At 67.6% G+C, this 13,905-nt stretch carries 14 protein-coding genes; 9 read left to right on the plus strand and 5 right to left on the minus strand.

Features of this window, described 5'->3' with window-relative positions:
- Positions 1–72 precede the first annotated feature (72 nt).
- The 7 genes from RDV55_RS04520 (at position 73) to RDV55_RS04550 (ending at position 6,477) form a co-directional block, all read left to right on the plus strand.
- Positions 73–1,539, plus strand: a complete 1,467-nt coding sequence (locus RDV55_RS04520) for an adenosylhomocysteinase (RefSeq protein ID WP_111823215.1) — start codon at positions 73–75, stop codon at positions 1,537–1,539.
- Positions 1,540–1,623: 84 nt separating this feature from the next.
- Positions 1,624–2,916: an amidohydrolase family protein gene (locus tag RDV55_RS04525; protein ID WP_111823216.1), complete on the plus strand. Its 1,293-nt coding sequence runs from the start codon at positions 1,624–1,626 to the stop codon at positions 2,914–2,916.
- Positions 2,917–2,969: 53 nt separating this feature from the next.
- Positions 2,970–3,419, plus strand: coding sequence for a cupin domain-containing protein (locus tag RDV55_RS04530; RefSeq protein WP_111823217.1), 450 nt, complete (start codon positions 2,970–2,972; stop codon positions 3,417–3,419).
- Between the two features lie 144 nt (positions 3,420–3,563).
- Entirely contained in the window at positions 3,564–3,716 is a 153-nt protein-coding gene (locus RDV55_RS04535) for a hypothetical protein (RefSeq protein ID WP_003797040.1), read from the plus strand.
- A 232-nt stretch (positions 3,717–3,948) separates the two neighbouring features.
- Complete coding sequence (locus RDV55_RS04540) at positions 3,949–4,812, plus strand: ABC transporter substrate-binding protein (protein ID WP_111823218.1); 864 nt, start codon at positions 3,949–3,951, stop codon at positions 4,810–4,812.
- 13 nt (positions 4,813–4,825) lie between these two features.
- Complete coding sequence (locus RDV55_RS04545; protein WP_111823219.1) at positions 4,826–5,698, plus strand: amino acid ABC transporter permease; 873 nt, start codon at positions 4,826–4,828, stop codon at positions 5,696–5,698.
- Positions 5,698–6,477 carry an amino acid ABC transporter ATP-binding protein gene (locus RDV55_RS04550; protein ID WP_111823220.1) on the plus strand — a complete coding sequence of 260 codons (780 nt, stop codon included), beginning with the start codon at positions 5,698–5,700 and terminating at the stop codon, positions 6,475–6,477. The genes RDV55_RS04545 and RDV55_RS04550 overlap by 1 nt, the downstream gene beginning before the upstream one ends.
- A gap of 276 nt (positions 6,478–6,753) precedes the next feature.
- Here RDV55_RS04550 and RDV55_RS04555 read toward each other — a convergent pair whose 3' ends face one another.
- Both RDV55_RS04555 and RDV55_RS04560 read right to left on the minus strand, forming a co-directional pair.
- Positions 6,754–7,173, minus strand: a complete 420-nt coding sequence (locus tag RDV55_RS04555; protein ID WP_111823221.1) for a hypothetical protein — start codon at positions 7,171–7,173, stop codon at positions 6,754–6,756.
- 59 nt (positions 7,174–7,232) lie between these two features.
- Entirely contained in the window at positions 7,233–8,168 is a 936-nt protein-coding gene (locus RDV55_RS04560) for an alpha/beta fold hydrolase (RefSeq protein WP_111823222.1), read from the minus strand.
- Positions 8,169–8,191: 23 nt separating this feature from the next.
- On the opposite strand from RDV55_RS04560, the gene RDV55_RS04565 reads away from it, so the two are divergent.
- Both RDV55_RS04565 and RDV55_RS04570 read left to right on the plus strand, forming a co-directional pair.
- Positions 8,192–8,941: an NADPH-dependent oxidoreductase gene (locus tag RDV55_RS04565; RefSeq protein ID WP_111823223.1), complete on the plus strand. Its 750-nt coding sequence runs from the start codon at positions 8,192–8,194 to the stop codon at positions 8,939–8,941.
- Positions 8,942–9,047: 106 nt separating this feature from the next.
- The gene (locus RDV55_RS04570) at positions 9,048–9,701 is read left to right on the plus strand and encodes a hypothetical protein (protein WP_111823224.1); all 654 of its coding nucleotides are present in this window, start codon (positions 9,048–9,050) and stop codon (positions 9,699–9,701) included.
- A 62-nt stretch (positions 9,702–9,763) separates the two neighbouring features.
- Here RDV55_RS04570 and RDV55_RS04575 read toward each other — a convergent pair whose 3' ends face one another.
- The 3 genes from RDV55_RS04575 to RDV55_RS04585 all read right to left on the minus strand — a co-directional run bounded on the left by RDV55_RS04575 (position 9,764) and on the right by RDV55_RS04585 (position 13,804).
- Positions 9,764–10,234: a response regulator gene (locus tag RDV55_RS04575; RefSeq protein WP_111823225.1), complete on the minus strand. Its 471-nt coding sequence runs from the start codon at positions 10,232–10,234 to the stop codon at positions 9,764–9,766.
- A complete protein-coding gene (locus RDV55_RS04580; RefSeq protein ID WP_373462908.1) occupies positions 10,231–12,237 on the minus strand; it encodes a sensor histidine kinase in 2,007 nt (668 codons plus the stop codon). Before RDV55_RS04580 ends, RDV55_RS04575 begins: the two co-directional genes overlap by 4 nt.
- Positions 12,238–12,337: 100 nt before the next feature.
- Positions 12,338–13,804, minus strand: coding sequence for an SLC13 family permease (locus RDV55_RS04585; protein WP_174703797.1), 1,467 nt, complete (start codon positions 13,802–13,804; stop codon positions 12,338–12,340).
- Positions 13,805–13,905: the final 101 nt, after the last annotated feature.

Genomic DNA, 13,905 nt, shown 5'->3' on the forward strand with positions numbered 1-13,905 from the left:
TCTATGAGGGGCCGCCCTGGTCATCCCCTGACCCATCCCCGACATTGACGCCGCAGTTGCTACGTTTGACGCATGAACCGCGCCCTGGATCCCCTCGCCGCCCAGCTGCTGCTACGCGCCTACGCGCGGGCCACGAACATGCTCATCGCGGGGCGTTCCTTCGCGACCGACGACCCGACACTCGCCGCCCTGCTGCGCGCCTTCGGCGCCCACGTGGGCCCGCTGTCGGATGCCGAGGGGACCCCGGCCTCGCCCCCGGTCGTCTTCTCGCTCGAGGAGGACGCGACCCCGAGGCCCGGCGCGATCACGGTCCTGGCACCCGGCGGCGTCTTCCGCGCCGTCATCGCCCCCGACGGGCGCATCATCACGGGCCCCGGCGACGAGGGACGCATCGAGTGGGCGCGCGCCCACATGCCGGTCACCGAGGTGGCGGCACGTGCACTAGCTCCCCTGGTGGCGGGCCGAAGCGTGGGGCTGTCCCTCGTCCTGGAGCCGAAGACGGCCGCCCTGGCCCTCATGCTCTCCGAGGCCGGGGCGCGCGTCAGCGTCTTCGGCTGGGCGTCCGAGACCCGCGAGGACGTCGCGGCCCGCCTGCGCGACGCCGACATCCCCGTCTTCGCGGATTCGGCAGCCTCCCGCGAGCGCGAGTGGGAGCTCGCCCGCGAGTTTTTGGATCAGCGCAGCGAATTCCTACTGGATGATGGCTCCCACCTGATCCGCCTGGCGCACGAGACGGAACGCTGCCCGGGTGTCCTGGACGCGCTGGTCGGCGCGGCGGAGGAGACCACCTCAGGGTTGCGGCCCCTGCGTTCTTTCGATCTGCACATTCCGGTCATGGCCTCGAACGACGCGCGTTCGAAGACCCTGTTCGACAACGGCTACGGGACGGGTCAGTCGTGCTGGACGACGATCCTCGATCTTATTGACCCGCGCGGCGTCGGCGCGCCCGTGGCGGGGATGAGCGTCGTCGTCATCGGCTACGGAGACGTGGGCCGCGGCTGCGCGCGCTTTGGAGCGGCGCTCGGCGCACGCGTGACCGTCGTGGAGCTGGACCCCGTCCGCGCGCTGCAGGCGTCGATGGACGGGTTCGCCGTGGCCTCGCTGGAAGAGGCCGCTGCGAGCGGCGGCATGCTGATCTCCGCGACGGGCGAGCGGGCGACGATCCCGCTGAGCGCGCTGGAAGCGGCGCCCGAGGGCGCGATCGTCACGGTCGCCGGCGGCGTCGACGGGGAGGTATCCATTGACGAGGCCGTGGCCGCCTCCTGGGTCATGGCCGAGTCGGGCGATCCCCACGTGCAGACCCTGACCAGCCCCTCCGGCAAAACGCTGCGCGTCCTCGAGCGCGGGGAGGGCATCAACTACACGGCGGGCGAGGGAAACCCCATCGAAATCATGGACATGAGCTTCGGCGTGCAGCTGGCATCCCTGCGCGAGCTCCTCACCCACGAAGGCGAGCTATCCCCCGGCCTGCACGACCTGCCGCGCGAGGCCGACGACGCGGTGGCAGCGGCGGCGCTGGGCGCCCTGTCCCTGTCATAATCGCAGCTCACGTCCACCGGCGGGCGGGTGCGCCCACCCCACTTCTACACTGTTAGTCAGCGTCCCCCACTGAAAGGCCCCCCCATGAGCGACGTGGTCGTCTGGTCCGCCGGCATGGTCATCCCGATCACCGCCCCCTCGATCCTCGACGGCGCTGTCGCCGTGCGCGACGGGCGCATCGAGCACGTGGGAGCGCGCGACTGGGTCGTCGAAACGCTCACGCAGCGCGGCCTTTCCTTCACCGAACGCCACTTTGACGGCGTGCTGCTCCCCGGCCTCGTCAATGCGCACACGCACCTGCAGTACACGGGCATGGCGTCCGTGGGCGCGGGGCAGTACCGCGGTTTTGACGACTGGGCGCGCGCCTTCGACGAGGTCTACGACGCGGGCGGCCTGGACTGGGGAGGCGACGCGGCCGCTGGCGCCCGACTGCTCCTGGCCAGCGGCACGACCGCCGCCGCCGACGTGGTGACGGACGCCGCCGCGGCTTCGGCACTGCACGACGCCGGGCTGCACGGCGTCGCCTACTGGGAGGTCATGAGCTGGTCGAACGAGGAGTGGCGAGCCCGAGGCGAACGCGAGGTCTCCGCGTCCCTCGACGCCATGCCAACCCCTCCGGCAGTGGGCATCTCCCCGCACGCCCCCTACTCCCTCGACGCCGAGCCGCTACTGGATTTGCCGGACATGGCCAGGCGACGCGGCATGCGCATCCACATCCACCTGGGTGAGTCCCACTCCGAGGCCGAATGGTCCGAGACGCGCACGACCGCCCTGGCCGACCTGTGGAAGAGCGAGCACTCCTCGTCGTTCACGGCGATGCGCTCGCGCGGCGGCGGCTTCTCTTCGACGCAGTTCGTCGATCAGCTGGGCGTCCTCGGGCCCGACTGCCACGTCGCCCACGGCGTGTACATGCGCGCGGACGACCGCAGGCGACTACGCGCCCGCCAGACGGCCGTGGCACTGTGCCCGCGCTCAAACCACGTGATCGGCCTGGACGCGCCGCCCGTCGGTGCCTACCTCAGCGAGGGCAACATGATCGCGGTCGGCACAGACTCCCTGTCCTCCTCCCCCTCCCTTGACCTGCTCGAGGACGTCGCCTTTCTCTTCGACCTGGCGCGATCCCAGGGCTACGAGGACCAGGACCTGGCGCGCCGCCTCCTGCAGGCCGCGACCCTGGGCGGTGCCACCGCGATGGGCCTGGCGACCGGCCCCGACCGCCTGGGTCAGCTCCAGTCGGGTGCCGTCGCCGACATGTGCGTCGTCGACGTGCCCGTCACCTCGATCGTGGAGACCATCGACACCGTCGCCCGCCACGGTGCCGGTCGCGTCGTCGAAACCATCGTGTCCGGGCGCGTGCGCTACTCGACCTCTCACTGACCCTGTCGTTTCCCTTTCGCTCAGCCTCCCTTTCCCTTCGTTTGGAGTTTTGCATGACCGACGTGTCCCCGCTGATTGATGCCATGGGCCTCGCACCCCACCCCGAGGGCGGCCACTACCGCCGCACGTGGACCGCGCCCGCGCAGGTGGACACGCCGCGCGGGAGCCGCCACAGTGCCTCCGCGATCATCTTCCTCCTCGACCGCGACGAGGAGGCCCGCTGGCACCTCGTCCACTCCGACGAACTGTGGATCTGGTCGGGGCCCGGCGCCCTCGAGGTACACCTGGGAGGCAGCGGCGACGCTCCCGAGGCCGACCCGTGCATCGTGACGTTGGGCTCTCCAGCCAGCACACAGGCATCCGATCCGAGCAACCCCGTGCAGATCCTCGTGCCCGCCGGCACCTGGCAGCGCACCTTCGCCCGCGGCAACTACGCGCTGGCCACCTGCGTGGTCTCCCCCGAGTTCACCTTCGACGACTGGAAGCTCGCCGAAGGCGTCTGATCCCGACGGCACGATGTCCCACGGCGCGGATGCGCAGGGAACGATCGCGCCACGGGACCCCTTGAACGCGCGAGCACCCCGGTTCGGGCATAGGGTGAGACCATCCGCTCGACCAATACGGGCGACTCGTTCCAAGGAGGAAACATGGGTCTGGAAGATCTGAAGAAGCAGGCTGAAGAGGGTCTCGAGAAGGCTAAGGAAACCTTCGGCGAGGAGAACGTCGAGAAGGCCGTCGAGGCTGCCAAGGACAAGGCGACCGAGGTCGTCTCCGATCTGAAGGACAAGTTCCAGAAGTGATCTGACGGGAGGGCCGGGCCGATGTGGCCCGGCCCTTTCGCACGCCCACGCGGCACTGTGTCCCATCCCCCACCCACACAAAATCCCAACGATTCCGCCGTTTTCCCAGCCCACACCTCGTTCCATTGTTTCGTGCAGCGAAACGACACCAGCGCATTTTTCGGTGCACCGATACTCTCGTCGAGTCAGACCCGCCCACAAGGCGGAATCCCCCACGTCACCGGGAGACCCCATGCGCCGCTCTGTCCGTTCCCTCGCTGCCGTTGCCGCCGTCGCGGCCCTCGGCCTGGCCGCCTGCACGGGCGGCACGAGCTCCTCTTCTTCCGCCGACGCCGAGCAGACCTACGGCCCCGGCGCGCTGCCGACCGTGACGGAAGGCAAGCTCACCGTCGCTACCTCCGATCCGGCCTACTCGCCGTGGATCCTGGACAACGACCCGGCCTCAGGCGAAGGCTACGAGTCGGCCGTCATCTACGCGCTGGCCGAGGAACTCGGCTACACCGCCGACAACGTCCAGTGGGTGCGCGCCACCTTCGACGCGTCGATCACCCCCGGCGCCAAGGACTGGGATCTGAACATTCAGCAGTTCTCCATCACCGACGAGCGCAAGAACGCCGTCGACTTCACGTCCCCGTACTACACGACCACCTCGGCGATCATCACCAAGGCTGGCACCCCAGCCGCCAACGCGAAGTCCATCGCTGACCTCAAGGACGTCCTGATCGGCGTCCAGGCCGGTACGACGTCGCAGCAGTTCGCTTCCGATCACCTGGAGTCCGGCCTGACCCAGAAGCTGCAGATGTTCAACTCCTCCGACGACACGGTCCTGGCCCTGCAGACGGGCCGCGTGGACGCGATCGTCGTCGACCTTCCGACCGCGTTCTACATGGTCTCCGCGCAGATCGATGACGGCGTCATCATCGGCCAGTTCGACGACACGACGGGCGGCGAGGAGTACGGCATCGTCCTGCCCAAGGGCTCCAAGCTGACCCCCACGGTTTCCGCTGCGGTCGATCGCCTGGCCTCATCCGGCAAGCTCGCCGAGCTGCAGGAAAAGTGGCTGAACGAGGCACAGAACGTGCCCACCCTTAAGTGAGGCTCCCACACTCATGAGTGACTACTCAAGTGACGCGGCGGCCACGCTCACCGTTTCGGCGGTTGAGCGTGGCCGCCGCGCTTATCGGCGCAAGCAGACGGTCCGGTCCATTCTCATCTCCCTGGCTTCCACGGTCGTGGTCGCGGGAGTCCTCATCGCCGTGGTCGTCAACTCCGACGGGTGGGAGGCCACCCGCAACACCTTCTTCAACGGCAAATACTTCGTCGAGGCCTTCCCCCAGGTCCTGTCCGGCCTGTGGCTCAACATCCGGATCCTGCTGATCTCGGTGTTGGGCGTCGCCGTCTTTGCGACTCTGCTGGCGGCCGCGCGCACGCTGGCCGGTCCCGTGTTCTTCCCGATCCGCTTCCTGGCGGCCGCGTACACGGATATTTTCCGAGGCGTCCCCTTCCTGGTCGTCCTCTACCTAATCGGCTTCGGCATCCCCGCCCTTAACCCGATGACGCGCATCCCGACCGCGTTCCTGGGCACGGTCGCGCTGATCCTCACGTACTCCTCGTACGTCGCCGAGGTGCTGCGCGCGGGCCTGGACTCCGTGCACCCCTCCCAGCGTTACGCGGCCCGCTCGCTGGGCCTGTCCCACGGGCAGACGCTGCGGATGATCATCGTGCCGCAGGCGATCCGCAAGGTCACGCCCGCCCTCATGAACGACTTCATTTCCATGCAGAAGGACGTCGGCCTGATCTCGGTCCTGGGCGCGGTCGACGCGATCCGTTCGGCACAGATGGTCCAGGCCAAGACCTACAACATGACGTCCTACGTCGTCGCCGGCCTGCTGTTCATCATCTTGTCGTTCCCCTTCATTCGCCTGTCGGACTGGTACACGGCCCGACTGCGTAAACGCGAGCAGATGGGAGGCACCGTCTGATGTCGGTCTCCACGGATTACGAGGCCTCCCCCACCTCGGACAACAACACCCCGGTCCTGCGCGCCGTCGGCGTCGTCAAGCGCTTCGGCGACAACATCGTCCTGCGCGGCCTGGACCTGGACGTCGCAGCGCACGAGGTCGTGGTCCTCCTGGGCGCGTCGGGCTCGGGTAAGTCAACGCTGCTGCGCTGCGCGAACCTGCTGGAGCGGGTGGACGACGGCCAGATCTTCCTGGCCGGCGAGGACATCACGGACCCCCGTGCGAACGCGGATCAGATCCGCGCGCGCATCGGCGTGGTGTTCCAGCACTACAACCTGTTCCCGCACATGTCGGTGCTGGACAACGTGACGCTCGCGGCCCGCAAGGTGCACGGCTGGGAAAAGGATCGCGCACACGAGCGCGGCATGGAGCTGTTGGACCGCATCGGCTTGAAGGACAAGGCGAAGGAGTACCCGGATCGCCTGTCGGGTGGCCAGCAGCAGCGCGTCGCCATCGCACGCGCGCTCGCCACGAATCCGGAACTGCTCCTGCTGGACGAGATCACGGCGGCACTGGACCCGGTTCTCGTCGGCGAGGTCCTCGACCTCGTGCGCGAGATCAAGGAGCAGGGCTCGACCATCCTCATGGCGACGCACGAGATCAGCTTCGCCCGCCAGGCGGCCGACCGCGTCGTGTTCCTGCGCGGCGGCCAGATCGTCGAGCAGGGCCCGCCGGAGCAGGTCATCGACAACCCGCGCGAGCAGGCCACCAGGGACTTCCTGGCGCGCATCCTGCACTGAGACACGAGATACCAGAGGGGGGTGGCCAACTCATCGTTGGCCACCCCCCTTGTCGTCGTTCTGCCGCTTTCCCTTGATGCCTGAGCCTCACTGTCGGGTGCTGTGGTGCCCGACGCTGGGGCAGTGTGGGGGTTTTGCAGCATTAGGGCCGCTGTGGCTGCGTGTCGCCGGCGTGTCGTAGCTCTAATGCTGCCATTCCCCCCACCGGGGCAGCCTGAACAACGCACAGGGCCCAGGATCCGCAGATCCTGGGCCCGAAGTGTTGTCAGTATGGAATCAGTTGGCACCCGGCGTGACGACCACGGAAATCTCGGTGCTGATGCCATCCGGATCGGTCAGGGTCACGGTGATCGGGTCGTCTTCCTCGCCCAGCGCACGCAGCGGGTGCAGGGTGACGATGTTCTTCTCGGACTTGCCGACCTCGAGGGCGGTCGGGTCAGAGACCTCGATCGTCCACTTGGCAGCCTTGTCGGATTCGGCCAGCTTGATCTTCAGGTCGCGCTTCTCGGGGACCTTGATGCCGCTGTCGTCGATCTGAGTGATGGGACGCTCGACCGTCTTGACGTCCTTCGGGGTCACGTAGGAGTGAGCGGAATCGGAATCGGTGGCGCAGCCGGTCAGGGCGGTGATGCCCAGTCCGAGCGCCAGCACTGCGGTGAGGATGGAACGCTTGTTCATAAACACAATACTAAGCATCCATCCTCACAGATATGCATCACAAGGCCCGTTTTGGGACGATGTCACAGCATCTCGCGTCACATGGACCAGACCAGCGCCCCCGATTCCACGTCCGCCCAGTAAGAGCTGGCAAACTCGGCCCACTGCTGCGGGAACTGCAGCTGCGGGCTGTGCGTGCCTCCGCGAATGACGCTCTGGCGCGCACCCAGGTCGGCGGCCTCCTCGGCGTAACACGACGGCGGCCAGATCTCGTCCTGATCCCCGTACAGCACGTGGACGGGCACGCCCGTTGCTGCGAGCGCCGGGGTGTCGGGGCGTAGCTGGGAGAGGATACGGGCGATGCCGACCAAGTTCTCCGATGCCGTGTCCAGGGCACGAATACGCTGGAACTCCGCCCACCCGACGCCGGGTTCGTCAAAGTTCATGTCGGGGAAGTAGGAGCGTAGGATCCGCTCGCGCGCGCCGGGGCCCGCGGGCAGGGGGTCGAGGATCGGCAGGGTGTCCATCCAGTCGTAGACGGCTCGGCCCGAGCAGAAGAGGGTCACGGAGGCGAAGAGGTCGGGGCGGGCGACGACGGCAGCGCGCGCGACGATTCCGCCGAAGGAGTGGCCCACGAGGTGCACGCGCCCCGTCGAACCAGCCCAGGCCTCGGCGACGGCGATGAGGTCGCCGACGAAGTCGCTCATCCCGTACGCGCCCAGGCCACTCGGTGCGGCGGACCCGCCCTGGCCTCGTTGCGAATATGCCAGGACATCCCAGCCCGATTCCCCGAGGAAGGGCAGGACGGTCGAGTAGTCCTCCTTGGAACCGGTGTATCCGGGGACGAGGAGGGCGCGATTCATCCCGGCACCTCCCGGCGCGGAGGCCGGCGAGACCGAGGGGGAGCCGTCGACGAGGTCGGCGGCGCTCGGGCCGGTCAGCAGGCCGCTTAGCTCGCCGGCCGGCGAGGGGACGGCAACGGCAGTCACGCGGGAGTCCAACGCGAAAGGTCCAAAGGGCTCAATTTGTTTCACGCTCCCAATCGTAGAATGAACGCATGACGAACGAGACGATTGCGAGCCAGCTCGCCCACCGTACGATCCGCGCCTACAAGGACCAGCCCCTCACCGAGGCCGAGGTCGACACTCTCATGGACGTGGCCCGCCATACGGCCACCTCCTCCTTCCTGCAGGCGTGCACGATCCTGCACATCACCGACCCGCAGGTGCGGGCCAGGATCGCGGACGCCTCCGGCCAGCCTTACGTGGGCGGGACGAAGGGTGACCTGTTTATCTTCGTCGCGGACCTGTACCGCAACAGCCGCATCCGCGCCGAGCAGGGCGTGTCCTCGGAGGCCCTGTCCTCGACGAACCTCTTCCTGACGGGGGCCGAGGACGCTCTGCTGGCCGCCCAAAACGTGGTCGTGGCCGCCGAGTCGATGGGGTTGGGCACCGTCTACCTCGGCTCGATCCTGGCGGATCCGCGCGGCGTCGTCGACGCGCTCGAGTTGCCGGAGCTGACCTTCCCGATTGTGGGCTTGCTCGTCGGCCACTCGGACCAGGATCCGGGCCAGAAGCCCCGCCTGCCCCTATCGGTCATCACCGCAAAGAACACGTACCCCCGCGTCGAGTCCTACACTCGGGCGCTGGCCGACTACGACCGTGAGGTCACCGAGTATTACGACCTGCGCGCCGGCGCGCGCTTGGAGTCCTTCACTCACCTGGTCGCGAATGGGATCGGGGTGGGCGGCGCGCACGTCTCCCCCATCCTGCAGGTCCTCAACGAGCAGGGCCTCTGCCTGCACTGACACCCCCTCATTCACGAGGCCGTGGCCCCCTCGGGTTGGCCGAACCTGGGAGGGTGCCGCGGCCTCGGCGCATGTGGTGTTGGGCGCACGCCCGTACAATGAGCGCATGGCTGAGCTTGGTTTTTCCACCTACGTGTTTATCGAGCGCATCGCCGCGAACGCGGCCGCGCTGCACCCCTTCCCCGAGCACAACGTTGCGCTCGTGCGGGACGCACTGGCCGACGCGGGCTTCGAGATTTCGCTGCTCGGCCCGGACGCGCCCGAGATCGGCGAGGGCGTGTACTTCCAGCCCGAGCCCTTCGGGGACGAGGTCATGGGGCTTCTCGCCGACGCTCTGACCCTGCGCGGCATCGGTGCCTACGCCTACGCCCTCGTCGATTCGTCGCTGGGCGGGGAGCTCGCAGACATCGCGCTATTCACCCGCGTGGGTGACGTCTTCCCACGACAGGGCCGCCACATCCTCATGACACGCATGTACATTCAGCGCACGCCCACGGGCGCGGGCAACAAGGCCGTCACCTGGGCGTTTGGCTCCCCCACCGACCTGGAGGAGGCCAACGCGCTGCTGTCGGAGAGATTCGATACCGAGCCGGTCACGGACCCGCGCGGCATGGCGGCCATCGAGATCCGCCACCCGGAGTTCGCCGCGGGCACGGCCGAGCCGATGGTCCTCCTCGACGAGATCTTCCAGGTTTTGGGGGCAGCCGGATTCGAGGGCATCACGATGTGCAACGACCCGGGCCAGCCGGCGCAGGGCTGACACGAATCGCAAGGGCTGCCGCACAGCCGTTTGTGGCTGTGCGGCAGCCCTTGCTATGGGGTTTAGCGGATCGCCTCCATGACGCGCACGCCGTCAAGCACGCTCACGTAGGGCAGGGGGTTCACGCCGGACTCCAGGACGTACTCGGTGAGCTGGTCACGCACGACGGTTCGTAGCTCCTCGGGGTTCCACGGCTTGCCGATGTAGTAATCCAGACCCGCCTGGTTCACGGCGCGGATCGTATCGGACTGGTCCGCCTGGCCGGTGACCAGCACCGTGCGGGTCGCGCCGAAACGCTCGTCCTTCATGAGCTCCACGAGGAAGTCAACGCCCGACTTTCCGGGCAGGCGATGGTCGGACAGGACCAGCGCTAACTCGTCCCCGTCCTCGACGATCTCGTCAATGACGGTCCAGGCGTCGTCAACGTCCTCGGCGACTTCGAGCCGGATCTTGTCCCAGAACTGTTCAAGATCGCGCTCGAGCGCGTCGCGCACGTCCGCTTCGTCCTCAAGGGACAGGATTGTCAGGGTCATGATTCCTCCTCGTGTGGTTGGGCGGGCAACGAGATCCGCATGATCGTGGATCCCGGGTGAGAGTCGATCGTGAGGGTGCCCCCGTGATCGGCGATAATGGATCGGACGATGGACATGCCCATGCCCAGCCCGAATCGGACGCGCCCCGCCTTGGTGGTGAAGTGCGGCTCCATGATCTTGTCGACGATTCCCGGGTCGATGCCCGGACCGTTGTCCTGGATGTTGACGCTCACGCCTTCGGGCGTGGGGCGCACGGTGATCCGGATGAGGGCCTCAGCCTCGCCACGGGCTGGCAGCTCGGGCACGCCGCCCGACACCTCGGCGGCCGCATCCAGGTCGGCTGTCTCATCTTCGATGGCCTCGGCGGCGTTGACGATGAGGTTTGTCCACACCTGCTGCAGCTTCGCGGGGTGCGCGCGCACGGCCGGCACATCCTCGTAGTCACAGTCGATGCGGATGCCGCGGACCCTGTGAGCGGTGAGCCGCAGAACATCGTCGATGCCTTCACGCACATCTACGGGCTTGAGGTCCTCAGCGTCCGGGCGCGCATATCCCTTGAGGGACTGGGTCAGCTCGATGACGCGGTCACCCGCGGCGAGCACCGAGCGCAGGGACCCGCCCAGGCGCGCCCCGGCCTCGTACGCGTCGATACCGCCCGGGATCTGCGCGAGCGCACGCGCCCCGTCGGCCCCCTGAATCCCCGCTCGCACGAGGCGCCGGGCGAGCGTGCGGTCACCAACGACGGGCAGGAGCTCCTTCATGAGGGCGCGCTCAACCGAGGTGGAGCGCGGGGGTGCGGTCAGCGCCCGGGCCATCGCTTCCCTCGACGAGGCCGGGGCCGGGGCCGCGAGCGCCGCGTCGACGTCCTCGTGCAGGTGCTTGGCGGCGCGCACGAGGGCCGTCACCGGGTTGTTGAGCTCGTGGGCGATGCCGGCGCTGAGCTCGCCGAGCATGGCGAAGCGCGCGCGTTCGACCAGCTCTGCGCGGGTGGCGCGCAGGTCCTCAAGCGTGGCGGCCAGGGCTTGCTTCTGCGCCTCGAGGTCCTCGGCGAGCATCGCATTTTCCAGGTGGAGGTCCTCGGCGCGCATGAGGCGACGCGTCAGCGAGCGGATCGCGAGCGCCGTCAGCGTCCCGCCGATCGACGGGTCCTCGGAGATGACGATCTGGAGCTGCTCGGTCGTCAGGCGCACGAGCGTCGCCTCGGTCGCCGTCTCGCCCGTAAAGAACGCGTCCTCCGCGCGGGCCAGAGACACCAGGCCGATGAGCGGGCCCGACGAGGCCAAATGCGCCAAGACCTCGCCCTGCGGGGAATCCCTGTGCAGGGAGACCTGCCCGTCGAGCACCAGGTAGACGGCCCCCACCGGCTCGCCCTGCGTCACCAACTGCGTGCCCTCCGGGACGATCAGGCGCGGGCGCTGGCCGAGCACCCGCTCCACGCCAGCAAGCAGCTCCATGACGACCTCGCGCTCATCGCGGTCCAATCCCTCCAGGAGCGGGCCCTGCACGGCAAACGGCGGGGGGTCGGCAATGAGCGAGCGAATCTGACTACCCGAGTATCCGCACCCCCGCAGGTAGCGCACCATCGTCGAGTACGCCTGGCCCGACAGCAAGGGAACCGTCCACGGTGACTTCAGGACCGAGGCGAGCGCTCCCGACTGCATGCACCGGGACAGGTCGCGATGCTCGGACTTGTCCGTGACCACGACCCACTGCATGCGCTGCAGCGCCGGGAAGGTCCGCGCCCGATCAATGAGCGCGTCGATGTCATCGACCTCCGAGGTCACCAGGCCCATGAGCACGTGATCGCCCGGCCTCAGGCCCGCCTCGTAGACGGTCAGGTCCTCTCTCCCATCAATACGGTCGAGGCACAGGCCCGGGAATGCGTGCGCCAGGTCCCTCGTGACGGGAGCGGCGATCGCGCGCGAATTATCGCCCACAACCAGCATGTGAATCGGGTGTCCGGTGCGGTGCCCGGCAGCGCGCACATCCGTACGGGCCAACACCGAAGCGTCCTCCGTCGCGGGCCCCCGCGTCCACCCGTGGGCGAGCCCCGGCCGGGGGCGCGCATCCCCTGATCCGACCACTGCCTCGTCCCCGAACACGTCACATCACCCCGATGAATCCCCAGGTGAGCGGCGCAACGAACGCCAGGAGGATGATGCCGATGATACCGACCACGATGCCGACGATCGCCATCTCTCTGGTCGGCGTGGTGCCCGTCGAGTAAGCGATCGCGTTCGGCGGAGTCGAGATCGGCAGGCACATGCCGAGCGAGCAGCCCAGGGCGATGACGATGGCGATCTCCGCGGCGCTCGTCGACACCGTTGTCGCCAAGCCCATGCCCATCGGGATGAGGAGGTTCGCGGACGCCGAGTGCGAGATGACATTCGAGGTCACCCAGCCCACGAGAGCCAGCACGAAGATCAGGAGGATGCCAGGGATCGACGCCCATTGGATCGAGCCGAGCATCCACTTGTCGAGGCCGGTGGCGGCCACACCCGAACCCAGCGCGATACCGCCGGCGACCAGCCACAGCACCGGCCAGTCCAAGGCGCGCAGGTCGTCACCGCTCATCACCTTCGTCATCAGTAGGACCACCACCGGCAGGAAGCCGACGACGTTGGCGGAAATGTGGTGGAGCGACTCGGTCATCCACAGCAGGATCGTCGCTCCCGCGACCGAGTAGAAGATGATCGCACTGCGCGACTTCTCGAAGCGCGCCGACGTGTCGATGTCGAACGCGGCATCCGTGGGGATGTAACGCCAGGCGATGAACGCCCAGGACAGGGCCAGGAGCACCAGCATGAGGGGCACGGCGGCGAGCATCCACTGCAGGAAGGTCACCTTGACTCCAGCGTTCTCCAGGGCACCCAGGGCGATCGCGTTCGGGGGCGTGCCGACCGGCGTGCCCATGCCGCCGACGTTCGCGGCCACGGGAATGGACAGGGCGATGCCGGTGCGCGCCTTCCCCTCGGGAAGGGCCAAGATGACGGGCATCATGACGGCGAACATCGTCGCCGTCGTCGCCGTGTTCGACATGAACATACTCATGATCGCAGTGATAAGCATGACGCCCATGACAGTCAGGCGCGGCTTGCCCATGAAGGGCTTGAGGAGGACGGCCGAGAGGGCACGGTCCAGCTTGTACTTTGCGGCACCGTCCGCAACCATGAAGCCGCCCAGGAACAGGACGATGACTGGGTTAGCCAGGGCACCGAAGAACTTCGTGTAGGCCGGAGCGCCCTCGCCCACACTCAGCAGCGCATGGTCCGAAATGAACAGGACCTCCAGGAAGATCACAAGGACCGCGGTGCCGGCCAGGGGCACCGCCTCCGTCACCCACAGCAGAATCGCGGCCAGGAAGATGCCGAACATGCGCGTTCCGGCCACGTCCAGGCCGGGGAGCTGCACGAATAGGAAGGTCACGATGCACGCGAGCGCGCCCACAGCACCGAATACCTTGACCGGGCTAATCGTCTGCTTTTTCTTCGCGATTGCAGCCGGCCGCGTGGACATATTCTGAGCGGAGCGCGGATTGATTGACACCGCACCCTTGGAGCGTCGAGCCATTATGAGAAGACCTCATCGTCTTGCATGGATAGTGTCCGACCAGTGTATGCCAGCACACACAGAAAGTGAAACCGGGATGGGACCTCCCAATACTCCCACCC

The organism is Schaalia odontolytica (assembly GCF_031191545.1).
Taxonomy (GTDB): Bacteria; Actinomycetota; Actinomycetes; order Actinomycetales; family Actinomycetaceae; genus Pauljensenia; species Pauljensenia odontolytica.